21 protein-coding genes and 3 tRNA genes are annotated in these 26,553 nt (G+C 37.6%); 22 read left to right on the top strand and 2 right to left on the bottom strand.

What is annotated here, in order from left to right; translation table 11 throughout:
- Positions 1-59 precede the first annotated feature (59 nt).
- Positions 60-1,691 carry a S8/S53 family peptidase gene (locus tag E0W68_RS04165; protein WP_162845798.1) on the top strand — a complete coding sequence of 544 codons (1,632 nt, stop codon included), beginning with the start codon at positions 60-62 and terminating at the stop codon, positions 1,689-1,691.
- 63 nt (positions 1,692-1,754) lie between these two features.
- On the opposite strand, the gene lysS is transcribed toward E0W68_RS04165, so the two are convergent.
- Complete coding sequence (gene lysS / locus E0W68_RS04160) at positions 1,755-3,446, bottom strand: lysine--tRNA ligase (RefSeq protein WP_135218149.1); 1,692 nt, start codon at positions 3,444-3,446, stop codon at positions 1,755-1,757.
- 142 nt (positions 3,447-3,588) lie between these two features.
- On the opposite strand from lysS, the gene lipB reads away from it, so the two are divergent.
- On the top strand, positions 3,589-4,317 hold the full coding sequence (gene lipB / locus E0W68_RS04155) for a lipoyl(octanoyl) transferase LipB (RefSeq protein ID WP_135218148.1): 729 nt from the start codon (positions 3,589-3,591) through the stop codon (positions 4,315-4,317).
- Here lipB and E0W68_RS04150 read toward each other — a convergent pair.
- Positions 4,314-4,931, bottom strand: a complete 618-nt coding sequence (locus tag E0W68_RS04150) for a ribonuclease HII (RefSeq protein WP_135218147.1) — start codon at positions 4,929-4,931, stop codon at positions 4,314-4,316. The two genes, lipB and E0W68_RS04150, sit on opposite strands and share 4 nt — an antisense overlap.
- A gap of 189 nt (positions 4,932-5,120) precedes the next feature.
- On the opposite strand from E0W68_RS04150, the gene E0W68_RS04145 reads away from it, so the two are divergent.
- The 20 genes from E0W68_RS04145 to tuf all read left to right on the top strand — a co-directional run bounded on the left by E0W68_RS04145 (position 5,121) and on the right by tuf (position 26,510).
- Positions 5,121-7,019, top strand: a complete 1,899-nt coding sequence (locus tag E0W68_RS04145; RefSeq protein WP_162845797.1) for a S8 family serine peptidase — start codon at positions 5,121-5,123, stop codon at positions 7,017-7,019.
- A 315-nt stretch (positions 7,020-7,334) separates the two neighbouring features.
- The gene (locus E0W68_RS04140) at positions 7,335-10,412 is read left to right on the top strand and encodes a SusC/RagA family TonB-linked outer membrane protein (RefSeq protein ID WP_135218145.1); all 3,078 of its coding nucleotides are present in this window, start codon (positions 7,335-7,337) and stop codon (positions 10,410-10,412) included.
- Between the two features lie 12 nt (positions 10,413-10,424).
- Complete coding sequence (locus E0W68_RS04135; RefSeq protein ID WP_135218144.1) at positions 10,425-11,891, top strand: RagB/SusD family nutrient uptake outer membrane protein; 1,467 nt, start codon at positions 10,425-10,427, stop codon at positions 11,889-11,891.
- Between the two features lie 12 nt (positions 11,892-11,903).
- On the top strand, positions 11,904-12,752 hold the full coding sequence (locus E0W68_RS04130) for a hypothetical protein (protein WP_135218143.1): 849 nt from the start codon (positions 11,904-11,906) through the stop codon (positions 12,750-12,752).
- Positions 12,753-12,767: 15 nt separating this feature from the next.
- Positions 12,768-13,619, top strand: coding sequence for a hypothetical protein (locus E0W68_RS04125; RefSeq protein WP_135218142.1), 852 nt, complete (start codon positions 12,768-12,770; stop codon positions 13,617-13,619).
- Between the two features lie 269 nt (positions 13,620-13,888).
- Complete coding sequence (locus E0W68_RS04120) at positions 13,889-15,679, top strand: putative porin (RefSeq protein WP_225990327.1); 1,791 nt, start codon at positions 13,889-13,891, stop codon at positions 15,677-15,679.
- A gap of 86 nt (positions 15,680-15,765) precedes the next feature.
- On the top strand, positions 15,766-17,127 hold the full coding sequence (locus E0W68_RS04115) for a pyridoxal-phosphate dependent enzyme (protein WP_135218140.1): 1,362 nt from the start codon (positions 15,766-15,768) through the stop codon (positions 17,125-17,127).
- 50 nt (positions 17,128-17,177) lie between these two features.
- Positions 17,178-17,690 carry a 3'-5' exonuclease gene (locus E0W68_RS04110; protein WP_135218139.1) on the top strand — a complete coding sequence of 171 codons (513 nt, stop codon included), beginning with the start codon at positions 17,178-17,180 and terminating at the stop codon, positions 17,688-17,690.
- A gap of 53 nt (positions 17,691-17,743) precedes the next feature.
- Complete coding sequence (locus E0W68_RS04105; protein ID WP_135218138.1) at positions 17,744-19,012, top strand: DUF2851 family protein; 1,269 nt, start codon at positions 17,744-17,746, stop codon at positions 19,010-19,012.
- Positions 19,013-19,080: 68 nt separating this feature from the next.
- Entirely contained in the window at positions 19,081-19,308 is a 228-nt protein-coding gene (locus E0W68_RS04100) for a PspC domain-containing protein (protein WP_135218137.1), read from the top strand.
- A gap of 12 nt (positions 19,309-19,320) precedes the next feature.
- Positions 19,321-20,622, top strand: coding sequence for a helix-hairpin-helix domain-containing protein (locus tag E0W68_RS04095; RefSeq protein WP_135218136.1), 1,302 nt, complete (start codon positions 19,321-19,323; stop codon positions 20,620-20,622).
- A gap of 15 nt (positions 20,623-20,637) precedes the next feature.
- A complete protein-coding gene (locus E0W68_RS04090; protein ID WP_135218135.1) occupies positions 20,638-21,780 on the top strand; it encodes an acyl-CoA dehydrogenase family protein in 1,143 nt (380 codons plus the stop codon).
- 162 nt (positions 21,781-21,942) lie between these two features.
- Entirely contained in the window at positions 21,943-23,310 is a 1,368-nt protein-coding gene (locus E0W68_RS04085) for an alpha-amylase (protein WP_135218134.1), read from the top strand.
- Between the two features lie 70 nt (positions 23,311-23,380).
- Positions 23,381-23,575, top strand: coding sequence for a 30S ribosomal protein S21 (rpsU, locus tag E0W68_RS04080; protein WP_135218133.1), 195 nt, complete (start codon positions 23,381-23,383; stop codon positions 23,573-23,575).
- A 72-nt stretch (positions 23,576-23,647) separates the two neighbouring features.
- Positions 23,648-24,550 (top strand): tyrosine-type recombinase/integrase, encoded by a 903-nt coding sequence (locus E0W68_RS04075; RefSeq protein WP_135218132.1) that lies wholly within the window; start codon positions 23,648-23,650, stop codon positions 24,548-24,550.
- 26 nt (positions 24,551-24,576) lie between these two features.
- Positions 24,577-24,879, top strand: a complete 303-nt coding sequence (hpf, locus tag E0W68_RS04070) for a ribosome hibernation-promoting factor, HPF/YfiA family (protein WP_135218131.1) — start codon at positions 24,577-24,579, stop codon at positions 24,877-24,879.
- Between the two features lie 93 nt (positions 24,880-24,972).
- Positions 24,973-25,046, top strand: a tRNA-Thr gene (locus E0W68_RS04065).
- A 37-nt stretch (positions 25,047-25,083) separates the two neighbouring features.
- Positions 25,084-25,165: transfer RNA gene (locus E0W68_RS04060), tRNA-Tyr, on the top strand.
- A 30-nt stretch (positions 25,166-25,195) separates the two neighbouring features.
- Positions 25,196-25,267, top strand: a tRNA-Thr gene (locus E0W68_RS04055).
- Between the two features lie 55 nt (positions 25,268-25,322).
- A complete protein-coding gene (tuf, locus tag E0W68_RS04050) occupies positions 25,323-26,510 on the top strand; it encodes an elongation factor Tu (protein WP_135218130.1) in 1,188 nt (395 codons plus the stop codon).
- Positions 26,511-26,553: the final 43 nt, after the last annotated feature.

Below are 26,553 nucleotides of genomic sequence, written 5' to 3'. Positions count from 1 at the left end.
CAGATAGCATCGATTTAAATAATATTAATATTTTTACAGATTTGTATAAAAACATTGTTATGAAATCAAAACTAGTATTATTAGCTCTCTTTCTTTTCGTTGCTGAGGCTTTTTCGCAAACACAGCCCACCGAAAAATGTACAGTTTATGTTTGTTTTAAAGATTCTCAGTTTCATGCTACTGATGTGTTTCAATCTTTTTTAACAGCAAATAATGCTTCAATAGCAAAAGCTGTAAAAATACCTGAGAATCAGTTTGAATATCTGAAAAAGCAATCGCAAAAACTGAGAGGAAATAGTGATTCCGTAGAAAAACTGAACAGAATTTACAACATTACCCTTTTTTACGAAAATGAAGCGTTACTGAACAAATCGTTAGAGGAATTGTCTTTGTTTGACGAGATTGAGTATGCTGTTAAAGCAAATACACAGTTGCCACCGCCTCCTCCGGGCGACATCCTTCCTGTTACCCCCAGTTATTTCTTTTCGCAAGGATATATACAAAGTAATCCGGGAGTAAACATGCAATATGCATGGGATATAGGTTATGCGGGAGAAGGAATAAGAGTGCGCGACATAGAATATGGTGTAAACGTTAACCACGAAGAGCTTAACGCAACAAATACATCTTTGGCCGATGATATGACAGTTTTTTCGGAAGTATCATCAGCTTATACCGAACACGGAACGGCATCTATCGGGGTTATATATGCAGATAATGGCGAATACGGTATTTCGGGTATGGCTCACGAAGTGGATGAAGTGATTTTGTTTCCTGAATGGACAGAAGAAAACGGGTATAACCGGATGTACGCCATAACGCAGGCTATAAACAATTCAGTAGCAGGCGATATTATAATGTATGAAATGCAGGCATCGGCATTTACTGAGAATGATTTTGTGCCTGCCGAATATAACAATGTGGTATGGGATTTAACCAAAGCAGCTACTGATGCCGGAATAGTTATAGTGGCAGCGGCAGGAAACGGAAGCCAAAATTTGGACTCAGCAATGTTTAATTCATATACCAACAGGGGAGACAGCGGTGCAATTATAGTAGGCGCAGGATCTTATGATACCAACCACGACCGTCTTTATTTTAGCACCTATGGCAGCAGGGTAAATGTACAGGCATGGGGACAAAATGTTATAACTACGGGTTACGGAGATCTTTATGCCATAGGAAACGATTTTAATCAGTATTATACCTTGTTTAGCGGAACAAGCTCGGCAACGCCTATTGTTGCTTCCTGCGCGGCAGTTTTGCAATCGTATTATTATGACAGAAGCGGAGAATATTTAACAAGCCAGGAAATAAGAGATGTTTTAGTGCAAACGGGCATTTCTCAGGGTGTTGATACTATTTTTGAACCCATTGGTCCTCTGCCTGATATGGAGGCGGCAATAGCATATATTAATACGAACTTGCTGAGCAATAAAGAATATTCGCTAAACGGGCAGCAGCTACGCCTGTTTCCTAACCCTGCTGACGAGAAACTTACAATTTCGTTAGAAAACAGCAATGGCGGTTTTGAAATTAAAATATTTAATACGTTGGGGCAGATTGTATATGGCGATACTTCATTACTTAATAAAAAAGAGATTGATATTGCCGATTTAAAGAGCGGAATTTATTTTGTAGAAATTAAAAACCAGAATAAGGTTTATACCAAAAGGATTATCAAGAAATAAAAAAACAAAATAAAAAAGCTGCCCTTCATCGGGGCAGCTTTTTTAGTATAAAACGACATTAGTTTATGCCATGTGTATTTCTAAAGAGTCATCTGTTTTTACCACTTTTACAATACCGTTTCCGGTTAAAGTTTTAAGAGCCTTATCCCATTTTTTATTACTCATATTGGCAGTCTCTTTTATCTGAACCAGTGATGCCCTGTCATACCTTTTTATGATTTCTAATAATTCTTTGGCATCATCATCAAGCTGTATTTGTTTTTTCTCGGGACGCATTTGCGGGAAGAACAATACTTCTTGTATCGACTGGTTGTTGGTCAGGAACATAATAAGCCTGTCCATACCTATACCAAGCCCTGAAGTTGGCGGCATGCCATATTCTAACGCGCGAAGGAAATCAAAATCTATAAATTGCCCTGCTTCGTCATCACCACGCTCACTTAGCTTTAACTGAGCTTCAAAACGCTCCCTTTGGTCTATAGGGTCGTTAAGTTCGCTATACGCATTGGCAATCTCCTTACCGCACACCATAAGCTCAAAACGCTCGGTAAGTTCAGGGTTATCGCGGTGTTCTTTACATAGCGGGCTCATCTCTTTAGGATAATCGGTTATAAAAGTAGGCTGTATAAAGTTGCCTTCGCATTTCTCACCAAATATCTCATCTATCAGCTTACCTTTACCCATAGTATCATTTACATCGATACCCATGCCTTTGGCAGCTTCAAATAGTTCTTCTTCGGTTTTACCTGTAATGTCAAACCCTGTATATTGCTTTATAGCATCCGTCATAGTTACCCTTGCATACGGTGCTTTAAAATCTACTTTATGTTTGCCAAAGGTAGTCTCGGTAGTACCGTTAACGGATATGGCGCAATGCTCCAGCAGGCTTTCGGTAAACTCCATCATCCAATTGTAGTCTTTGTAGGCTACATATATTTCCATAGCGGTAAATTCAGGATTATGCGTCCTGTCCATACCCTCATTACGGAAGTTTTTCGAGAATTCATATACACCGTCAAACCCGCCTACTATAAGCCTTTTCAGGTACAGTTCATTAGCAATACGCATATATAATGGCATATCCAGCGAGTTATGGTGTGTTACAAACGGGCGTGCTGCCGCGCCACCTGCTATGGGCTGCAATATTGGTGTTTCTACTTCAAAGTAACCTTTCTCGTTAAAAAAGTTTCGCATGGCATTAAAGAGTTTTGTTCTCTTTACAAAAACTTCTTTAACCTGCGGGTTTACCACAAGATCTACATAGCGCATGCGGTAGCGCAGCTCTTCATCAGTAAAGCCGTCATGCACATTGCCTTCAGCATCTGTTTTTGGAAGTGGTAATGGGCGAAGCGTTTTGCTCAGTACGGTAAAATTGTTTACCCGTACTGATTTCTCTCCTACCTTTGTAGTAAAAAGTTCGCCTTCTACCCCTATAAAGTCACCAAGATCGAGTAGTTTTTTAAAAACTTCGTTATATAGGGTTTTATCCTCATCGGGGCATATTTCGTCTCGGTTAATATATACCTGAATGCGTCCTTCGCTGTCCTGTAATTCTGCAAACGATGCTTTACCTTGTATGCGGAATGACATCAGGCGACCGGCAATAACAACCTTCTTACCTTCAGCAAAATCATTCTTTACCTGTTTACTGGTATGCGTTACAGGAAAAAGGTTGGCGGGATATGGATTTATGCCGAGTTTTCTCAGCGCATCCAGTTTTTCTCTACGAATGATTTCTTGTTCTGAAAGCTGCATGATTTATATAGGTTTTTTAAGCTCGCAAAGATAATGATAATTAGTAAATAAGCAATCCGGTTAATTTACTTTCAGCAGGTTTATTGTAGGGGTGCTATGTAAAAGTTTTGTAATTTTGTGCATTAAATAAAGGATATACATAATGAATAAGAAAGTACAGCTTCTGGAGCTTGGAGAGATGGATTTTAAAGAGGCTTGGGACAGGCAGGAAATGCTTTTTAAAGATATTCTCGATATAAAAATAAAAAACAGGAGGGAAGAAACTAATGTTGTAACGCCTAACTATTTTTTATATGTCGAACATCCGCATGTATATACGCTTGGCAAAAGCGGCGATATAGAAAACCTGTTGCTTAATGAAAAACAGCTTGCCGAAAAGAGAGCTGTATTTTATAAAATAAACCGGGGTGGGGATATTACCTACCACGGTCCGGGGCAAATAGTAGGATATCCTATTTTAGATTTGGATAATTTTTTTACAGATATCCATAAATACCTCCGATTGCTTGAAGAAGTAATTATACTAACGATGGCAGAGTACGGGCTTGCCGGAACGAGAAGCGAGGGAGAAACAGGCGTATGGCTGGATGCAGGAACCCCGTTTGCCCGAAAAATATGCGCTATGGGCATAAGGGCTTCCCGTTGGGTTACCATGCATGGTTTTGCCTTTAATGTAAATGCTAATCTTGGTTATTTTGATAACATTATTCCGTGCGGTATAAAAGATAAAGGGGTTACCTCTTTAAATGTAGAGCTTGGTGTAGATAAAGTGAATGAAGATGAGGTTAAAGAAAAAATAGTAAAACACTTTGCCACCCTTTTTGAAGCAGAGGTGCTTATTAATGCAAATGCATCAGCAAACGGGATTTAAATATTTTCATGATATTTAAAATCCAGTTCCAGTTGCTCAGGCAATAGCCTGAAAGACTTGCGGTGGTATTTTGTAATACCATATTTCCTTATGGCTTCCCGATGCTCTTTAGTGGGGTATCCCTTGTTTTTCTTCCAGTTGTACATAGGGTACTCTTCATGAATTTTATCCATGTACTCATCCCTGTATGTTTTTGCAAGTACTGAGGCTGCTGCTATACTGCTATATTTACTATCGCCTTTTACAATACAGCTAAAAGGTATATCGTTAATAGCTTTAAAGCGATTGCCGTCTACTATAATATAGGAAGGTTTGGGGTTAAGTTTTATTATACATTCCTGCATTGCCTTAATTGATGCATTTAAAATATTTATCTTATCAATTATTTTAGGCTCGATATTTGTGACACAGTAACATACGGCTTTTTTCTCAATAATGGGTTTTAATAAATTTCGGGTTTTTTCGTTTAATTGTTTGGAATCGTTTAGTAATTCCATCTCAAAATCTTTAGCAAGTATAACTGCAGCGGCAGTAACGGGACCGGCAAGACAACCTCTTCCGGCTTCGTCAGTACCTGTTTCGTAGTAAATTCCTGAATGATTTGGCAATAACATAAAACTGATTACGATTAAATACCGTACAAATATATAGATATCAAGTATTAAAATAAAAAATTAACATACGTAGAATGATTTTAATTTATATTTTTGCTAACCTTTATAGTAGGAAAATATTATTAATTAAATTTTTCTCACTAAATACGCTATTAACTATTAATTAATTAAGAAATGAAAAAGAATACTGTGAAATTTTTTGTTCTGACTTTGGCTTTAGGCAGTAGCTTTACTGTTTTTGCACAAACCCCGGAACAAAGAGCTGAGATTATAAAGCATTATGATTTGGTTGAGCTCAAAAAAATAGAGACTGAGCTTACTGAAAAAAACAGGAAAGAGAAAGAAGAAGCTGTTGCGTTGGCAAAATTAAAAGGCATGCCTATTAAGTTTGTCGATAAAGATGGTACAGTGAAAGAGATTATGAAGGTAATTGAAGGAGAGCCTGTTTATTATATGACTTATAATACGGGATCTGCAAGAACTTCCAGAGTTGACAGGATTAATTCAGGTGGTTCCGCAGGGTTGAGTTTAGATGGTCAAGATATGCTTATCGGTATATGGGATGATGATGCTGTTAGAAAATTTCATCAAGATCTTACAGGGCGTGCTAATCAGATGGACTCTGCTAACGAAATAGGAAACCATGCCACACATGTGGCGGGTACTATGATTGGATCAGGTGTTGGTAATTCGTCGGCTAAAGGAATGGCTCCCGAAGCAGATTTGTGGGCAAATGATTGGAATAATGACACCGGCGAGATGGCAGCTCAGGCAGCTCAAGGATTACTTGTATCAAATCACTCTTATGGATTGGCTTCAGTACCGGTAACATATATTTTTGGGGCTTATATAGGAGAGAGTTATTCTTGGGATAATATAGTATACAATGCTCCTTATTATCAACCCGTAGTTGCTGCAGGTAATGACAGAAATGCAGATCCTGCTATGAATCCTTCAAAATCAGGTATGGATTTACTTACGCAAATGGGGGTGTCTAAAAATGTTGTTGTTGTTGCAGCAATAAATGAAGTGTTTAATTATAATGGTCCTTCAAGTGTTATTATGAGTGATTTTAGTAACTGGGGTCCTACTGATGATAGGAGGGTTAAGCCGGATATTTCTTCAAAAGGAGTAGGCGTACTATCTACTTGGGGTACATCTAATACAGCATATAATTCAATAAATGGAACATCAATGGCTTCTCCGGGTGTTGCAGGAGCTTTACTTTTATTACAACAGCATTATAATAATGTTAATGATGATTTTATGCTCTCTGCTACATTAAGAGGTATAATGGCTCATACTGCAGATGAAGCCGGAGAGGCATTTGGGCCTGATTTTAAATTTGGATGGGGACTAATGAATGCAGAAGCAGGTGCTGCTGTTATTTCGGGTAATGGGGTGTCTTCAGTTGTTTTAGAGACCACTTTGAACCAAGGTGAAACTTATACCAGGCAGGTGGTTACAGATGGAATTAACCCGTTAAAGGCTACTATTTCATGGACTGACCGTCCAGGTACCCCAAATACTTCCGGTACCATAGATGATAATACTCCTGTACTTGTTAATGATCTTGATCTTAGAATAAGTAAAGATGGTACGGATTATATGCCATGGAGGCTGAATACAGGTTTACTTACAGGACTTGTTCAGAAAGCAGATAATAAAGTAGATAATATTGAGAAGGTAGAGTTGCCTACCGTTGATGGTGAAAACTTTATACCTCCTGCAGGAGAGATATACACGATAACTGTGACTAACAAGGGATCATTAGTTGGTGGTAGTCAAGATTTTTCGATAATAATTTCAGGTATAGATGAAGCGGCAGGAATTAAAGATAACAATCTTTCAGGGTTTACCGTATGGCCTAATCCTGCAAATGATATACTGAATATTTCCATATCAGATTCTTTTAATGGTAATCTTTCAAAAACTTCAATTACAATTTATGACCTTCAAGGCAGAATTGTAAAGCATTATGACGAATTTATGGATGTAATTCAAGTTTCAGACCTCTCTAAAGGGATATATATATTCAATATGAATTCTGATGGTTTGACTACAACTAAGAAGGTTACAATTAAGTAATAAAAAATATTTATAATATCTAAATAACTAAAAAATTCGGGGTTTTTACCCCGAATTTTTTAGTTATTAGAATTACTATTGGCTACAATAAAAATATGTCAATTTAATATAGTTTGTTGTATTAAAGCAGATAATGTTTAAAAATTTAATTTCTATTCTACGCAACCTTTTTGATTTTTTTGAATCTTTATTGTAATACTTATAATTTCAGGATAATTTAATTTCTTTAATTTAACATTATTATTCCGAAGTAATATTTGTTTTATTAATAAATTATTAAGAAGTTTGCGGTTAACTAACTCAAATTAATAAAGTATGAGATCGAAGTTTACTTGGATTATGACGCTTTTATTGGCGTTTTCATTTGGTTTCTCTTTTGCGCAAGAGAGAACCGTGACAGGTACCGTTTCGGACAATGTAGGTCCATTGCCAGGTGCCAGTGTTCTTATAAAAGGGACACAGCGTAGCGCGCAAACAGATATTGATGGAAAATATTCCATTAATGTGAATACGGGTGATGTTTTAATATTCTCTTATGCAGGCTCTCAGTCAGAAAGTGTTACTGTAGAGAGTTCTAATGTTATTAACGTCGTGCTTGGAGCTAAAGAGCTCGATGTAGTAATTAAGGATGCTTATCGTAGTACTACTGTTAGAAAAAACTCTAGTGCAGTAACAACCTTAACTATAGAAGCTATAGAGGATAGAGCAAATGCCTCTGTTTTACAAAGTCTTCAAGGTCAGATTGCAGGTCTTAATATAGCAACTGGTTCAGGTCAGCCCGGAGCAGATAGTACTATTATCCTTCGTGGTGTTGGTACTATTAATGGTAATGTTGAGCCGCTTTTTGTAGTAGATGGTATTCCTGTTGATGAAGATGGATTTAGGAGTATTAATCAGAATGATATTGCTACTTTCAGGGTGCTTAAAGATGCTGCTGCTACTTCAATTTATGGTAACAGAGGTGCTAACGGTGTGATTGTTATAACAACAAAGAGAGGGAGTTTTAATCAAAAAACACAGTTTAGATATACTTCTCAGTTCGGTTACACAGAATTGCAACCTTTGAATATTGAATTGATGGACTCGAGACAATTCTTAAATCTTCAGAAACAATATGGACAGGGTTACGGAGCAACGCTGACTGACGAAGAAATAGATGCGTTATCGAGACAAACTAATACTTATTGGACAGATGTTTTCTTTAGAAAAGGAGTTACTAAATCTCATGACTTAGCTATAACTTCAGGTTCTGAAAATACTAATAATTTTACCTCTATAAGTTATTTTGAGCAGGAGGGTGTATTTATAAACACTAGCCTTAAACGTTTTACTGTAAGAAATAATTTTTCAGGTAAGACAGATAATGATAAATTTACTTATGGGTTGAATATGAACGTTAATTTCTCTCGTTCAAGTGGTATAGACGGAGCAGGTAGCAATGCTGTATTTTTTGCACCATTTACAGCTGCGCTGAGAGGTCTTCCTTATTTAAACCCTTATAATCCTGATGGTTCAATAACCAGAGATGGAGGTTTAACTCCAGGCGATCCTGATGCTATTACTGTTGAGAAAGTTCCTATCGTGTTGTTGAATTCATCACAAATGAATACAGATATTGAGGATGAAGTTAAAATTCTTGCAGGATTCAATGCAAATTACCAGTTTATGGATAACGTGACTGCAGGAATTCAGTTGGGTGTAGATTATTCGGCATTCAATACAAAAGAAATATTACATCCGGAAAGTTTACTAGGTCCTTTTCAAACAGATCAGAGGGCTGAATTTGGAGGTACTCAATCAGAGTCAGCGACAAGAGATTTTAGATTCAATTCTCTTGTAAGTTTAAATTATAATAAAACTTTTACTGATCACACAATTGATTTTACCCTTTTTACAGAGTATAATAAAGCCCATTTTGAAGGAATAAACTTTACTCAGTTTGGACTTGATCCAAGGCTTGTTGGTGTAGGTGCCGCATTTATTGACGGTACTGTAGAGGAAGAGTTTGATAATGATCCTAATAACCAGCTTGCTCAACCATATATTCCTACTGTTGGTTCTTTCAAAGTACAGGAAGGCTTGTTCTCATACTTTGCGAATGCTGATTATGATTATAAGGGCAAATACGGTATTACAGCTACAGTAAGAAGAGATGCTTCTTTCAGGTTTATCGATGATAATAAATGGGGTACTTTTTGGTCTGTAGGTGGACGTTGGAATATTGACGGTGAAGATTTTATGCAAGGTGCCACTGTGAATGAACTTAAACTAAGAGCATCATATGGTACTTCCGGTAATCAGAGGATAAACAATGCTCAGTATTCCGCTCTTAGTCTAACAAGAAGTTTATATACTGCGGGCTCAGGATATAATAATACAGTGTCTACGGTGCCTGCACAGTTTGGTAACGTTGATTTAAGATGGGAACAAACTGAGCAGACAAATATAGGTGTTGATTTTGGAGTTTGGAATAATAAATTATCTGGTAGTGTAGATGTTTACAGAAAGTTAACTACTGATCTTTTCCAGACAACTCCTGTGTCTCCAGTTAATGGTACTACAAGTATTGATGCCAACATTGGGGCTATGCAAAATGAAGGTCTTGAAATTACACTTAAATACGTAGTGTATGATGATGCAGATTGGAATATATCTGTTAACGCAAATACTTCTTATAACAAAAACGAAATTCGCGACCTTCCTGAAAGTTATGATGGAATATTTAACCAAGGAGGATCAAATGCTTTAATCGAAGGCGAAGCTATTGGTACTTTCTATCTCGTTAGATATGCCGGAGTTAACCCATCAAATGGTAACCCGTTATTCTATACTCAGGATGGAGGTTTAACAGAGACTTTAGATCCTGAAAATGACAGGGTTTCAACCGGTAAATCTATTTATCCTGTATGGCAGGGAGGTTTTGGGAGTAGCATAAGATATAAAGGTTTTGAATTTAACACACAATGGAGTTATTTTGCTGACGTTTATAGAAACAATCTTGATTATGCTCAGTTAGAAGAAACTTCATCAGTAAATGACGATGGAAACAGAACAACATCTTTGACAAGAGCTTGGCAACAGCCGGGAGATATTACTGACGTTCCAAGAGTAGGAAGCCCAATAGGTGCAGTTACTTATATTAACCAGAGCGATAGATATCTTGAAGACGCATCATTCTTAAGGCTAAGAAACATTCTTTTCGGTTATTCGTTTAGTAAAGAGCAGTTGGGAGAGCTTCCAATTTCCGGTCTTAGACTATATGTTCAAGGTGAAAATCTTATCACTTTTAGTTCTTGGAGAGGTTGGGATGCTGAAGGAGGCTTCAGGACTACTGACAGAGGTAACTATCCTACACCAAAAATTTACACTTTTGGAGCTGTAATTAATTTTTAAAAAAAAACAAATATGAAAAAAATATTCAATCTATGTTTATTGGCTTTGTTCGTATCTTTCACTTCATGTGAAGATGCAACGGATATCATTCAGGATGGAGAACTGAGTGAAGAAGCCGCATATAGAAATGTTGATGATCTCCAAACGGGTCTCAACGGAGTATATGCTACCTATGCACCCGATGCTGCGAGTAATGGTGTGGGTAACTCATTTTTATTAAATGCAGTTATTACTGATAATATAAAAAGAGGTATTCAAAATAATAATCAGGGTAGTGAAGTTTACGGTTTTACTGTAAACACTAATACAGGTTTTCCTAATTCAATATGGAATAGCAGATATGGAACAATCAACTTTGCTAACAGGGTATTAAGAAATATCGACAGAGTATTAGAAAATGCTTCTGAAGCTGATATTGCCCGTGCTGATCATATAAAAGGACAGTTAATTGCATTAAGAGCTTTATGTCATTTTGAATTAATGCAATATTTTGTCGTGGATTATAAAGCTCCGGATTCTCCAGGTGTGATTATAATGGATTTTGTACCACCTCTAGGTGAAGTTTATCCAAGAAATACAGTAGGTGAATGTTTTGAGTTTATTTTAAATGATATAAATGATGCCCAGGCACTTGTAAATCCTACGGCGACAGATAATTTTTATATCACTCAGAATGCAATCCAATTCTTAAGAGCAAGAGTCTTACTTTTCCAAGGTAATACATCTGATTATGCTTCAATAGAGGCAATTGCTGATTCAATATTAGAAGACCATCCTATTATCACTGATTTTGAAGCATATTCAGGCTTTTGGAGTGATGCTAATCTATCAACAGTTGATGAGGATGTTTTCACTCTGTTTAGAGGTGTTTCTGATAATAATATTGCGGGTATGTTCTATGCTAATGAAACAAATATTTCAGGTAGTCCTTTCTTTGAAATGTCTAATGAGCTATTTGATCTATACGCTGATGACGATGTTAGAAAACAGGTATTTGTCGATAATAGTAGTGTATTATCTGGAGCTAATAGAGTAATATTAATAAATAAATATCCGGGTAGTAGTAACGGTCTGTTATCAAACCACTGTAAACTGTTCAGGTCTTCAGAAATGTTGCTAATAAAAGCTGAGGTTCAGGCAAGACAAGGTAACCTTACAGGAGCTGCTCAAAGTGTTAGATCTTTAAGAGATGCCAGAATTGCGGGTACTCCTGCCCTTCCTAATTATGCCAATCTTAATGTAGCATTGGCTGATATAATGGTAGAAAGACGTAAAGAGCTATGTTATGAAGGGCATAGATATTTAGATATCAAGAGAATTGGTGCAGAAATTAACGTAGGTATCAATAGAGATTCTCGTGATTGTGGTTCTTTTGAGGCACCATGTGATTTAGCTCCTACAAGCTACTTATTCACAATGCCTATACCAAATAGCGAACTTAACGCAAATAATACGATTCAACAGAATCCTAATTATTAAAAAAAAATGCAAATGAAAAATATATTCAAATCTTTATTATTATTGTCTTCACTTATGGTTGTATCCTGTGGGGACGTTGAGCCCGTTGTTTACAATGGCGCTGAGAGCAATGATACTTTTCTTAGCTTTTCAGCATCAAGTTATACTTTACCGGTAAGAATTGATGATACAGGAAGTGTTGAAGTTACCTTGAATTCAAGTACAGTTTCGTCTGTAGACAGAACTTATCAGATCGAGATTGTGGAAGAGGAGACAGATGCTATACCTGAAACCTATACACTGCCTACATCAATCACCATACCGGCAGGAAAGTACCAAGGGTTTATGACGATAACAGGTGTTGATAATAATCTTGTTGATACGAATCCTGACAAACTAGTGTTTAGAATCAGTAACAGAACTGATGAATACACAGACGTTGAGAATATCACTGTGTCTATTGTAGAGGTTTGCCCTCTTGATGGTGATTTCACAGGAGACTATAGAGTTAATCAATTGACAGCAGGAATGCCTATTAATCCAGGTAATGTATTCATTTTTGAAGACAATTCTATTGTACAGCTTCAAGTGGGAGATTCGGACTTTGAGCGTTATTTTGCTGCGGATATTTATTCTGCAGCTGTTTCAGGTCTTGAAAATGAGTTTAGATTTACACTTACTTGTGGCGAAACATCTCTGTCCAGAGAAATTGACTTAGGTATAGGTTGTACTGAAGCTACCTTGAAAATCCTTCCTGGATTGAGTAATGCTACATATGTTAATGATGGTAGTGTAATTGATATTACTGTTACGGAAGACCCGGATGCTAGTTGTGCTGATGCTGCTAGACAGACAACAATAAGACTAACGAAAGTAAATTAATTTTAAACCAAGTTTATGAAAAAAAATATATTAGCACTTCTGTTAAGCTTTGTAACCATTGCTTTTGTAAGTTGTGATTATCACGATCCGAACGAAGATAAGTTCGGAGCAGATACTGAAAGTGGCTGGGTACAATTCGAAACCCAAGGAACTACTTATGTTGTAACAGGATTAACTACGGAGTTTAGAGTTCCTGTAATGTTACATTCTGCTGTAAATACAAGCGGTCTAGATGTTGCTTATACAGTTACGGATGTTAGCGGTAGTACTGAAGGTATTGTTGACTATAGTGGAGAAATGAATATACCTTCAGGTCAACTTACGGGAGATATTGTTTTTACACTGCCAGATTCAGCTTTAACATCATGTATAGAATTTACTGTAACTTTAGCTTCTACAAGCAGGGATAATGTTCAGATAGGTTTAGATGATGGTCTAAGACCAACAACTCATGCCGTAGTGATTGGAAAGGGTAGAGACTCTTTTATTGGTACATATAGTGCTATACAAGATGGTGATTCTGAATATCAAACTGTAGTGGTTGCAGGCGAAGAGCCAAATGAATTAGTTGTTTCTAATGTGTTTGGTCAAGATGCGAATTCTGAAACGCATATATTTTTAGATGCGGTTAGTTCAAATGCAAATATCTCTTTTCCTAATTTTTCTGGAAATTACCTTTTTACGGATTCAGGAGCAGGTGATATTTTTGTTAGTAACGATTTTGCTACATTTTTCCCTAATGAGGATAACACAAGCAGTACATTTGACTCTTGTGATTCTAAAATTAATCTTAGATTTTTCTTAGTTGCTGGTGAACCTGCCGAAGCAGTTACCAACGTTATAACTCTTGAGATGACTAAACAGTAAGAATTATTTTACAAATCAAAGCCCGCTTATATAAGCGGGCTTTTTTATGCACTTTAATGTATAAAAAATTATCTTTGCGATGAATTATAAGGCTATTCATGTATAAGAAGTTTATTTTAGGTTGTTTTTTCTTTTTTCTGCCCTTTATGGTCTTTAGCCAGGTATTACAAAAAAGGGACTCCCTAAGGGCTAAAGATACCACCAGTGTATCTCGTAATAATAGGACAACTGCAGTTCCAACAGTTTCGGATAGTATTGCTACTATTGATATGTATAAAATTATTAGTATTGAGCGGGATACTACTTATGTTGATACCTCATTAACAATACAAAACGAATATGCCGAGAATTACCTTTGTAAGGATATTTTCGGGTTATTGCCATTCCATAATATTGGGCAAACTTACAATACGCTTGATTATGGCTTGAATGACTATACCCCTTTTCCGGAATTTGGTTTTAGAGCAAAGCATTTTGCCTACATGGAGGTTGAAGACATAAACTACTATCATGTAGCTACTCCCTTTACAGATTTGTTTTATCGTTCGGTTTTAGAGCAGGGGCAAATACTCGATGCTTCTGTTACCGTAAATACATCTGATAATTTAAACCTTACTGTTGGCTATAAAGGCTTGCGTTCTATTGGCAAATATATCAACTCGTTATCCAGTAACGGAAATTTCAGGCTCATTACCAGTTATAATACTACTGACAGGCGTTATATACTTAAACTGCATATGACGGCACAGGATTTTTCCAATCAGGAAAACGGAGGTATTGTAAATACAGCAGATTTTGAAAGTAGTGAGCCTCCTTTTGACGAGCGTGCTCGGCTGGAAGTCTACTTTAATGATGCCTACTCATTACTAAAAGGGAATCGTTATTTTATAGATCATACTTTCCGGCTTAATAAAAGTAATCCTAACAGTATAGTGCTGCACCATAGATTCAATTATGAGCATAAGCTTTTTGAATATACGCAACCAACTCCATCCGCTCGTTTTGGGCGCGCACTTACATCATCTATTTATGATAAAACCAGATATAACAGAATGTATAATATGTTTGGAGCGGCTTATTCTAATAAAACAATAGGCGATATTGAGTTTTATATAGAAGATTATAACTATAACTATTACTACAATAGTATTGTTCTTAACCCTGAAGGTGGAATTGCAATACCCAATTCATTAAGTGATAGGATTAACACCTATGGCGCTCGCTACAGCTACCAAAAAGATAAGTGGAAAGGGAGTGTTTTACTATCCAATTCGATTACCGACCAGTCATTAGCAAATATCGATGCATCAGCACGATATACTTTTGATGAAAAAAACAGTGTTTCGTTACGCTATCAAAACATGAACAAGCTGCCTAATCTTAATTTCAGGCTTTTTCAAAGTGATTACGAAAACTATAATTGGTATGAAAAGGATTTAAAAAATGAAAAAATAAATAATTTTGAAGTAGAAGCAAAAACAAAATGGGTATCAGCATCACTACAGTACAGTATTCTTAAAGATCATTTGTACTTTTTTAACGAAGCCGATAATACCAATCCTGCAGATATTGATAGCCTTTTGGTTAAGCCTGAACAATATGATAATACTATTAACTATTTATCCTTAAAAGTAAATAAAGAATTTAAGTTTTGGAAGCTGGCTTTAGATAACACCGTGTTGTACCAGCAAGTCGATCAGTCACATAAGATATTGAATGTGCCGGAGTTTGTGACAAGGAATACGTTATATTTTTCCGATCATTTTTTTAAAAAGGCACTGTACCTGCAAACAGGTTTTACATTTCAGTACTTTACATCCTATTATGCTAATGATTATAACCCGCTTATCGGCGAATTTTACATACAGGAAAAAAAGAAGATAGGCGATTACCCGTTAATCGACTTCTTTATCAATGCTAAAATACAAACCTTCAGAGTGTTTTTTAAAGCAGAACATTTTAATTCAAACTTTACAGGTTATGACTATTATGCTGCACCCAACCAGCCTTATCGCGATTTTACAATCAGGTTCGGTGTAATATGGGATTTCTTTACCTAAGCGTTAAGGAGTATCAATTAACTATTTTCTTTACACAAGATATAATATCTTTGCACAATTATTTATAAAGACAATAAAGGTTACAAATGAAATACGCAAAAAATATACTGGAAACCATAGGTAACACACCCCTTGTACAACTTAATAAAGTTACACAGGATGTAGAGGCTTTGGTATTGGCAAAAGTAGAAACTTTTAATCCCGGTAACTCTGTTAAAGACAGGATGGCGGTTAAAATGATAGAAGATGCAGAGGCTGATGGCAGGCTACAACCCGGCGGAACTATTATAGAAGGTACATCGGGCAATACCGGTATGGGGCTTGCACTCACCGCTATTGTAAAAGGCTATAAACTTATTTGCGTAATTTCCGACAAGCAGTCAAAAGAAAAAATGGATATATTAAGGGCAGTAGGAGCTAAGGTTGTGGTGTGCCCAACCGATGTAGAGCCTACCGACCCGCGTTCGTACTATTCCGTATCAAAACGTTTGGCTACAGAAACGCCGAACGCTTGGTATGTAAACCAATATGATAACCCATCTAACGCTATAGCCCACTACGAGCAGACAGGTCCCGAAATTTGGGAACAAACCGAAGGCAAAATAACGCATTTTGTAGTAGGCGTAGGTACAGGCGGAACCATATCAGGCGTTGCAAAGTACCTGAAAGAGAAAAACCCTAATATCAAAATATGGGGTATAGATACGTATGGTTCGGTATTTAAAAAATATCATGAAACAGGTATTTTCGACGAAAATGAAATTTACTCCTATATAACCGAAGGTATTGGTGAGGATATATTGCCTAAAAATGTTGACTTTTCGTTGATAGACGGCTTTACTAAAGTAACTGATAAAGATGCTGCCGTATATACACGCAGGCTGGCATTGGAAGAAGGCATCTTTGTAGGTAACTCTGCCGGGGCAGCCGTAAAAGGTTTATTACAACTAAAAGACCATTTTAAACCTGATGATGTAGTTGTGGTATTATTCCACGATAGCGGTAGCCGTTATGTGGGCAAAATGTTTAATGATGACTGGATGCGTGAGCGTGGCTTTCTTGATGAAGAGATTACTAAAGCGCAAGACCTTATTAAAGACCATGCTGATAAACCATTGGTAGTGGTGCGCACGGAAGAATTAGTATCGCATGCTATAGAACGCCTGCGTAAATATAAAATATCACAAATTCCGGTTATAGATACCACAGGCTTTGTAGGGTCGATAGACGAAACCGATCTGTTCAGGAGCTATGTAGAGGATAAAGACATTGCCGAAAAACCGATAAAAGATATAATGGGCGCACCATACCCTATAGTAAATGCCAATGCTTCTATCGATGAAGTATCAAAACTGATAAACAAAGATAATCAGGCAGTATTGGTAGATTTAGGTGATGGTAAACACCACATTATTACCAAACACGATATTATCGGTGCTATCAAATAAATAATAATTCCTTATATTTAAAGAGCCGAAAAGGCTCTTTTTTTGTTTAGATGAATTTTACAGCTATAGATTTCGAAACTGCAACAGGGCATCCGCACAGTGCCTGCGCTGTAGGTATAGTAACCGTAAATGACGGCATTATTACAGAGGAGTACTACACCCTTATTCAGCCACCCGATAATGAATACTGGTACAGGAATATAATGGTACATGGCATAAAACCTGTTGAAACATTGGATAAACCCATGTTTGACGATTTATATCCGGAAATTCACAAGCGTTTGTTCGGGAGGAAGCTTGTAGCCCATAATGAAGCTTTTGACCGAAATGTACTCGCCAAAACCATGCGTTGGTATGGTTTGTATTATGATGAACTTGAAATAGCTGACAGATGGGAATGTACCTGCCGTATATACCGTGCTAAGGGCTACAAGCCTGCCAACCTGAAAGCGTGCAGCGACAGGCATGGTATAGCCTTAAACCACCACGAGGCATTATCAGATGCGCGGGCGTGTGCCAAGTTGTATATGCTGCATAATAATCAAATGCAATTACGGTTATAAATTTCTGTCTTGTTTTATAAATTTTTTTATTTTAGCTGCAATCCGACAGCAAAATGAAAGAAGACTTTCTACACCACATCTGGCAGTTTAAAAAATTCAACATACAGCACTTAACCACTGTACAGGGCGAACCTATAGAGATTATCAACTCAGGGCAATACCTGCAACAATCAGGGCCTGATTTTTTTAATGCACAATTGCGCATTGGCGAACAGACTTGGGCGGGCAATGTAGAGATACACATCAAGTCGTCCGACTGGTATTTGCACAGCCATGAGCGTGATGCTGCTTATGATAACGTAATACTACACGTAGTGTGGGAACATGATACAGAGGTAATGCGTAGCGATGCTACCGAGATACCTGTTTTAGAATTAAAAAATTATGTAGAAGCTCCCGTACTCAATAATTACAATGCACTCATATCTGCTAAAACCTGGATTTATTGCGAAAAGGAACTCGAAACGCTGAATAGTTTTGTATTGGAAAACTGGAAAGAGCGTTTGTTTTTTGAAAGGTTAGAACGTAAAGCATTACCCATATTGCAACTTGCGGCGGCAACCAATGGCGACTGGGAGGCGGTGCTGTTTTGTTTCCTTGCTAAAAACTTTGGGCTGAATACTAACGGGGAAACATTTTATGCTCTTGCAAAATCATTGCCTTTTAGCGTAGTGCGTAAAGAAAGTTTTGAAGCCGAAAATATAGAGGCGTTGCTATTGGGCAGGGCAGGACTTCTGGATGAGAAGTATGAAGATGTTTACCCGAAAGACCTCATGGCAAGATACAGCTATATAATTACTAAACATCGTTTGGAACCGGCACACATCAATAAGCCGGAATTTTTTAGGCATCGCCCGGACAATTTCCCCACTATTCGCCTTTCGCAGTTGGCACAACTGTATCATAACCATCAAAACCTGTTTTCAAAAATTATAGCTTCTAACTCGATAGAGGATATTTATAAAATATTTTCGGTAATGGTATCGCCTTATTGGCAAACCCATTATACGTTTGATAAAGCAAGCCCGAAAAAACGAAAAGCACTTACCAAATCGTTTATCGACCTTGTTATTATAAACACCATAATCCCGTTTAGATTTGCCTATGCCAAAAGCAGGGGAGAGGAAACGAGCGAAGAACTGTTGCAATTACTGCAACAACTGCCCCCTGAAAAGAATTCGATTATAGAGAAATTCAGGCAGTTTAAAATGCCCGTTACTTCCGCTTATGATACACAGGCTTTATTACAGCTTAAAAATGAATACTGTAACCACAAACGCTGTATGCAATGCGGTATAGGGCTGGAATTGCTGAAAAAGTAATTTTTTTGATGTACCCTAAACAGGATTGTGTAAATTTGAGAACTTAATTTATAGAATAAAACCAAACAATGTCATTAGTAACCAAAATACGTCATTTTTTTGAGCGCAACGGCTTTCACGTGTCATCGCGCCTTGCCGACAGATTGGGTATGCGGGCTACCAATGTACGTTTGTTTTTCATCTATATATCGTTTGTAACCGTAGGGCTCTGGTTTGGCGTATATCTTACACTGGCTTTTTGGCTGCGACTTAAAGATATGGTTTATACAAAACGAAGCTCAGTATTCGATTTATAAAAATATACCGCAATGCAGCCATTCCGTTTTTTCTTTCATTATACCAAAGGGCAGCGAAAAGGCATTGTAGCATTGTTACTCCTTATCATTATTGCACAAGTTGCTTATTTTGTTGTTACTTCCCGCAACTGGCAAAATGAGACCGAGCAGTCTGCCGAGCAACAAGAGTGGCTTGCCTTGCAAACTGAAATTGACACCCTGAAAGCCCGACAGGCAAAGTCAGCATATAAAATATACCCTTTTAACCCTAATTATATTACCGATTATAAAGGTTATGTATTAGGCATGAGTAGTGCCGAAATAGATAGGCTGCATAAGTTTCGCGAAACAAAAAAGTATGTAAACAGTGCTGAGGAATTTCAGGAAGTCACAAAAGTATCGGATAGTCTTTTAGAGAGCATAGCGCCTTATTTCAAATTCCCCAGTTGGGTTAAAAACAAAAAGGGCAGTAAGAATACTAAGATTTACCCTTTTAACCCAAACTATATATCAGATTATAAAGCAAAGCTTATAGGGTTATCAAAACAAGAATTGGCACGCATTCGCAAATTTCGGAAAACGAATAAATATATAAATAGTGCTAGAGATTTTCAGGAGGTTACAAGAATATCTGACAGCCGCTTAAAAAAGATAGCACCTTATTTTAAATTCCCCGATTGGGTAACAGAAAGGCAAAATAAAACTGTAGAAATTTACCCTTTTAATCCTAATTATATATCCGACTATAAAGCACAACTCATAGGCTTATCGCCAAAAGAGTTACAACGTATTAGGGATTTCAGGTCAAAAAATAAGTATGTAAATAGTGCCGAAGAATTTCAGGCAGTCACAAAAGTATCCGATAGTTTACTAAAAGCCATATCGCCATACTTTAAGTTTCCTGATTGGGTTAATAACAAAAATAACGCAACAGTACTGGATATTAATAAAGCTACCGCCGACCAGCTAACGGCTATTTACGGTATTGGTCCTGTATATTCAAAACGGATATTAGAACGAAGAGAACAGCTTGGGGCATACGTGAGTATGGAGCAAATGGACGATTTCGATTTCAGGGACTACTCTCCCGGTACTAACAATGAGCTTAAAAAGCGCTTTGCCGTTATGGGGCAGCCACAAGTTATTACCATAAATATTAATACGGCATCCTTAAATAAACTAAGTTCTTTTCCTTACTTTGATAAAACCATTGCAGCCAATATCATTGCCAAAAGAGAGGCGCAGGGAAAGATTAATAATATTGAAGAATTAACAAAAATTAATGGTTTTCCTGTTGAAAAAGAAAAAATAATTGCCTTATATTTGGAATTCTAAAATAACAATCAGAAAATGAACTTCGATTATAGCGAAACACAGGCAATGATTGCACAGTCAATCAGGGATTTTGCAGAACAGCACATCCGTCCATTTATGAGAGAGTGGGATGATACTCAGTATTTTCCCGTAGATTTATTCAAAAAATTAGGCGAAATGGGCTTTATGGGAGTTCTTGTTCCGGAAGAATTAGGCGGTTCGGGCTTAGGCTACCATGAATATATTACTATAGTAGAAGAAATATCAAAAGTAGATCCGTCTATCGGACTATCGGTTGCGGCACACAACTCCCTTTGCACTAACCATATTCTTACTTTTGGTAACGAAGAACAAAAAAAGAAATGGATACCTAAATTGGCTACAGCCGAACATATTGGCGCTTGGGGGTTAACAGAGCACAACACAGGATCTGATGCAGGAGGAATGAACACTACCGCTGTAAAAGATGGCGACCACTGGATAGTAAACGGAGCTAAAAACTTTATAACACATGCAAAATCAGGAGATGTTGCAGTAGTTATAGTTCGTACAGGCGAAAAAGGAGACTCTCGCGGAATGACTGCTTTTGTTTTCGAGAAGGGTATGGAAGGCTTTACCAGCGGTAAAAAAGAAGATAAACTGGGTATGCGCGCCAGCGAAACAGCCGAGCTTATATTTGATAATTGCCGTATTCCTGATGCTAACAGGCTTGGCGAAGTAGGCGATGGTTTTATACAAGCAATGAAAATATTAGATGGCGGTCGTATCTCTATCGGGGCCTTGTCATTAGGTATTGCCAAAGGAGCTTATGAAGCATCCCTGAAATATTCTAAAGAACGTTACCAGTTTGGGCAGCCCATAAGCAACTTCCAAGGGATTGCTTTTAAACTTGCCGATATGGCTACCGAAATAGAAGCTTCAGAGCTACTGTTGCACAAAGCAGCTTATCTTAAAAATAACAACAGGAAAATGACCGTTGCAGGAGCAATGAGTAAAATGTATTCGTCTGAAGTATGTGTACGTGTTTCTAATGAAGCGGTACAAATACATGGCGGATATGGTTATACCAAAGATTACCCTGTTGAGAAATTTTACAGAGACTCTAAACTATGTACCATAGGCGAAGGTACTACAGAGATACAGAAACTGGTTATATCCCGTAATCTATTAAAAGAATAGGATATTTAAAAATTAAATAACTGAAAAAGAGCAACTTATATTAAGTTGCTCTTTTTTTTACAAGTTATTAACATTACAACGTTATAGTTTTGCTTGTTTTTGTAATGTGTTAATTTTTATGTTATTATTTTATATATTTCATAAACTAAAACATTATTAATTATGAAATGTATATTTACAATGCTTATCGCAGCCCTATTGTTATCGGGGTGCAGTAAAGATTCAGATGCCCTTTATGAGGGCGAACAACAAAACAAATTACCTTCTGAAACTTCACAACCTGAAACCGCAGGTCGCTCTATCGGATCAAAGGTAATGATGCAGGCTTTTTATTGGGATGTACCCGCCGGAGGTACCTGGTGGAACACCGTTTCCGGTAAAGTCCCCTCGTGGGCAAGTGCCGGTATTGATGCTATTTGGCTACCGCCTGCTACCAAAGCACAAAATGGTCCGTTCTCTATGGGATATGACCCTTTTGATTATTATGATTTTGGGAGTTATAACCAAATGGGCAGCACCGAAACCCGTTTCGGCTCGCTTAGCGAAATCCAGTCGTTAATCAGTACGGCTCATAATAACGACCTTAGCGTTATAGCCGATATTGTTATTAACCATAACAGTGGCGGGGCATCGCAGTACAACCCTTTTACAAGCGGAAGCACATATACTGATTTTCAGCCTGCATCAGGCTTATTTACCCGTTCGTATTATGATTTCCATCCTAATGATGTGCATGCCTATGATTCGGGGTCTTTCGGAGGATTCCCCGACCTGTGCCATGATAAAGTATATGTGCAAAACTGGCTTTATAATAACAGTAACTCTATTGCTAAATATTATAAGAATGTAATGGGTTTCGACGGTTGGCGTTTTGATTATGTAAAAGGCTTTGAGCCTTGGGTAGTTAAAAACTTTAAAAATGCCGCAGGCGGTTTTGCCGTAGGGGAGTACTGGGACGGTAATGCTGCCACACTGGACTGGTGGACAGGACAGGCGGAAGCCAGTGCTTTTGATTTTGCATGTTACTATAAAATGCGCGATGCTTTTGGTAATAACGACCTTACCCAACTTAATGGCGATATGCTGCTAAAGCGTAACTCATACAGAGCCGTAACCTTTGTGGCAAACCATGATACAGATGAGATATACAACAACAAACTGTTAGCCTATGCCTATATATTAACCCATGAAGGCTACCCCTGTGTTTTTTATAGAGATTATGAGGAATGGCTGGATAAAAATAAACTAAATAACCTGATATGGATACACAACAATAAAGCATCAGGAGGCACGAGCTACCTATATGCAGATAATGATGAGTATGTGGCACGCCGTAATGGCAGCCCCGGGCTTATTGTGTATATAAACATCAGTAACTCCTGGCAGGAGCGTTGGGTAGATACTAACTGGTCTAACACCGTAATTAAAGATTTTACAGGCAACTCAGGGTGGGAGCCTACTACTCAGGGCGACTCTTGGGTTAAAATACAAGCACCGCCAAACAGCTATACCGTATGGTCTGTAAAATAAATGCAATAAATATTTGCCAGGTTAAGACAGCTTTGTATATTTGCACCCTTAACGAGAGGAGGTGTTATATATGTTAATTATACCAATTAAAGACGGCGAGAACATAGATAGAGCATTAAAGCGCTATAAAAGAAAGTTTGACAAAACAGGAGTTGTACGTCAGCTAAGAAGCCGTCAGCAATTTACGAAACCATCTGTAGTAAGAAGGGCTCAAATTCAAAAAGCATCTTATATCCAAGGATTAAGAGACGCAGAAGAAAACTAATCCTTAATTTTAAGGATCAATAATACTAACCGTTACCTGTAAAAGTTTAATTTTGCAGGTAACGGTTTTTTTATGATCAATTCTAAACAAGCATATGCCGACTACCTGCTGAAGGAAAAAAATTATTCCCTGCTTACCGTCAGGGCATATAGTGATGATGTTGCCTCTTTCGAAAAATTTATAAAAGAACATGATACCGATGCTGTGCTCGAAACTGTTAACTACAGCCAGATAAGAAGCTGGATAGTTTTTCTGGTAGAGCAAGATATATCCAATACATCGGTAAACAGGAAAGTATCATCTTTAAAGTCCTTTTATAAATTTCTTCTACGTTCCAGGCAAATAACAGTAAATCCATTACAGCAACACAAGTCGCTCAAAACAGAGAAAAAAGTGCAAGTCCCTTTTTCTGAAAAAGAGTTACAGGATGTTGTTGACAAAATAGAATATCCTGATGATTTTGAAGGAGTGCGCAACAGGCTTATTGTAGATCTATTTTATACTACAGGCATACGCCGAGCCGAACTTATAGGGCTTAAATGGAATAGTTATGACTCAGGCACTAAAACGTTGCGCGTATTGGGTAAGCGCAATAAAGAGCGCATATTGCCCGTGCTGGGGTGTACCGCTCAGCTTATAACGGAATATCTTGAAAAGCGAAAACAACTCGAAACAATAACAGCCCCCGAAATATTAATTTTAAATAATCGTGGAAATAAATTAAGCGAATCTTTTGTTTATAGGTTAATAAATTGTTACTTTAGTGTTGTCTCCGGTAAGGTTAAAAAGAGTCCTCATATTTTGAGGCACACCTTTGCCACACACCTTCTTAATAACGGAGCCGATCTAAATTCAGTAAAAGAATTATTAGGTCATGCCAGTTTAGCATCTACCCAAGTTTATACACACAGCAGTTTGGCTGAACTTAAAAAAGTGTATGGGGAGGCGCATCCGCGTAACCGAAATAATTTATAGTGTTTAACCATAAATAAGTATTGATTATGAAAGTAAATGTTCATGCGGTTAATTTTAATGTCGATCGAAAATTGGTTGGCTTTGTGCAAGCTCGATTAGATAAGCTTGAAAAATACTACGACAAAGTTGTTTACTCAGATGTTTTTTTTAAGTTAGATAATACTAACGCTAAAACGAATAAAATAGCAGAGATAAAAATTAATGTACCCGGTAATGAATTTATAGTTAAAAAACAGTGTAAAACATTTGAGGAAGCAGTAGAACTTGCAGCCGACTCTATGGAACGTTTACTGGTAAAGAGAAAAGAGAAAGTAAGAGCAAACGCTTAATGATAAAAATTTCATTAAAAATGTTTTGATTAAAGAATAAATTATATACATTTGCAGTCCGTTAGAAATAGCGGGCTTTTTTTATTGTAAGTTGCCGGTGTAGCTCAGCTGGCTAGAGCAGCTGATTTGTAATCAGCAGGTCGTGGGTTCGAGTCCCTCCATCGGCTCAATTTTTTTTTTGAAAGCAACTGAAAATAAAGGTAAGGGGAGATACTCAAGCGGCCAACGAGGGCAGACTGTAAATCTGCTGACTATGTCTTCGCAGGTTCGAATCCTGCTCTCCCCACAATTTTAAGCGAAAGCTTAAGGTATTTAGGCCGGTGTAGCTCAGGGGTAGAGTGCTTCCTTGGTAAGGAAGAGGTCACGGGTTCAAATCCCGTCATTGGCTCAAGTTTAGAAAAATTTGAACACTAATTATATAACTAAGATTAAATTATTAAATCATGGCAAAGGAAACTTTTGATCGTTCCAAACCCCACTTGAATATTGGTACTATTGGACACGTGGATCACGGAAAAACAACACTTACAGCAGCTATTACTAAAGTTTTGGCTGATGCAGGTTTTTCTGAAGCAAGATCATTTGATCAAATTGATAATGCTCCTGAAGAAAAAGAAAGGGGTATTACCATTAATACATCTCACGTAGAGTATGCAACTGCTAACCGTCACTACGCTCACGTTGACTGTCCAGGTCACGCGGATTACGTAAAGAACATGGTTACAGGTGCTGCGCAAATGGACGGTGCTATCCTTGTAGTTGCGGCTACTGATGGTCCTATGCCACAAACTCGTGAGCACATCCTTTTAGGTCGCCAGGTAGGTGTGCCTAGAATGGTTGTATTTATGAATAAAGTAGATATGGTTGATGATGCTGAGCTTCTTGAGCTAGTTGAGATGGAAATCAGAGATTTACTTTCTTTCTACCAGTATGATGGAGATAACGGACCGGTTATTCAAGGTTCAGCTCTTGGAGCACTTAACGGTGAGCCAAAATGGGTTGATACAGTATTAGAATTAATGGCTGCTGTTGATACTTGGATTGAACTACCTGCTCGTGATATCGAGAAACCATTCCTTATGCCTGTAGAAGATGTATTTACAATTACTGGTCGTGGAACTGTTGCTACAGGTCGTATCGAAACAGGTATTGCTAATACAGGTGATGCAGTTGAAATTATTGGTATGGGAGCTGAAAAGCTAACTTCTACTATAACAGGTATCGAAATGTTCCGTCAAATCCTTGACAGAGGTGAGGCAGGAGATAATGCAGGTATCCTTTTAAGAGGTATTGCAAAAGAAGATATCCGTCGTGGTATGGTAATTATCAAACCGGGATCAGTTAAACCGCACGCTCATTTCAAAGCAGAGGTATATATCCTTAAGAAAGAAGAAGGCGGACGTCACACTCCATTCCATAATAACTACCGTCCTCAGTTTTACGTTCGTACAACTGACGTAACAGGTACTATTTCTCTTCCTGCAGGAGTAGAGATGGTTATGCCTGGAGATAACCTTACTATCGAGGTGCAACTACTTAGCCCAATCGCACTAAGCGTAGGTCTTCGTTTTGCTATCCGTGAAGGAGGTCGTACAGTAGGTGCCGGTCAGGTAACTGAAATTCTTGACTAATTCAGGATTTAGATAAATAAAATAAAAGCCATCCGGTGCCAAA

The organism is Flavobacterium salilacus subsp. salilacus (genome assembly GCF_004634195.1).
GTDB lineage: Bacteria > Bacteroidota > Bacteroidia > Flavobacteriales > Flavobacteriaceae > Flavobacterium > Flavobacterium salilacus.
Note: the sequence above shows the minus strand (reverse complement) of the source record. Positions and strands in the feature narration are given on the sequence as shown.

Bases quoted from the DNA above. Each gene is read 5' to 3' on its own strand.
- E0W68_RS04130 (WP_135218143.1), top strand. From the start codon at position 11,904: ATGAAAAATATATTCAAATCTTTATTATTATTGTCTTCACTTATGGTT.
- E0W68_RS04115 (WP_135218140.1), top strand. From the start codon at position 15,766: ATGAAATACGCAAAAAATATACTGGAAACCATAGGTAACACACCCCTT.
- E0W68_RS04105 (WP_135218138.1), top strand. From the start codon at position 17,744: ATGAAAGAAGACTTTCTACACCACATCTGGCAGTTTAAAAAATTCAAC.
- lipB (WP_135218148.1), top strand. From the start codon at position 3,589: ATGAATAAGAAAGTACAGCTTCTGGAGCTTGGAGAGATGGATTTTAAA.
- E0W68_RS04075 (WP_135218132.1), top strand. From the start codon at position 23,648: ATGATCAATTCTAAACAAGCATATGCCGACTACCTGCTGAAGGAAAAA.
- E0W68_RS04140 (WP_135218145.1), top strand. From the start codon at position 7,335: ATGAGATCGAAGTTTACTTGGATTATGACGCTTTTATTGGCGTTTTCA.
- E0W68_RS04100 (WP_135218137.1), top strand. From the start codon at position 19,081: ATGTCATTAGTAACCAAAATACGTCATTTTTTTGAGCGCAACGGCTTT.
- E0W68_RS04135 (WP_135218144.1), top strand. From the start codon at position 10,425: ATGAAAAAAATATTCAATCTATGTTTATTGGCTTTGTTCGTATCTTTC.
- E0W68_RS04125 (WP_135218142.1), top strand. From the start codon at position 12,768: ATGAAAAAAAATATATTAGCACTTCTGTTAAGCTTTGTAACCATTGCT.
- E0W68_RS04120 (WP_225990327.1), top strand. From the start codon at position 13,889: ATGTATAAAATTATTAGTATTGAGCGGGATACTACTTATGTTGATACC.
- E0W68_RS04110 (WP_135218139.1), top strand. From the start codon at position 17,178: ATGAATTTTACAGCTATAGATTTCGAAACTGCAACAGGGCATCCGCAC.
- rpsU (WP_135218133.1), top strand. From the start codon at position 23,381: ATGTTAATTATACCAATTAAAGACGGCGAGAACATAGATAGAGCATTA.
- E0W68_RS04150 (WP_135218147.1), bottom strand. From the start codon at position 4,931: ATGTTATTGCCAAATCATTCAGGAATTTACTACGAAACAGGTACTGAC.
- lysS (WP_135218149.1), bottom strand. From the start codon at position 3,446: ATGCAGCTTTCAGAACAAGAAATCATTCGTAGAGAAAAACTGGATGCG.
- E0W68_RS04095 (WP_135218136.1), top strand. From the start codon at position 19,321: ATGCAGCCATTCCGTTTTTTCTTTCATTATACCAAAGGGCAGCGAAAA.
- E0W68_RS04165 (WP_162845798.1), top strand. From the start codon at position 60: ATGAAATCAAAACTAGTATTATTAGCTCTCTTTCTTTTCGTTGCTGAG.
- tuf (WP_135218130.1), top strand. From the start codon at position 25,323: ATGGCAAAGGAAACTTTTGATCGTTCCAAACCCCACTTGAATATTGGT.
- E0W68_RS04090 (WP_135218135.1), top strand. From the start codon at position 20,638: ATGAACTTCGATTATAGCGAAACACAGGCAATGATTGCACAGTCAATC.
- E0W68_RS04085 (WP_135218134.1), top strand. From the start codon at position 21,943: ATGAAATGTATATTTACAATGCTTATCGCAGCCCTATTGTTATCGGGG.
- hpf (WP_135218131.1), top strand. From the start codon at position 24,577: ATGAAAGTAAATGTTCATGCGGTTAATTTTAATGTCGATCGAAAATTG.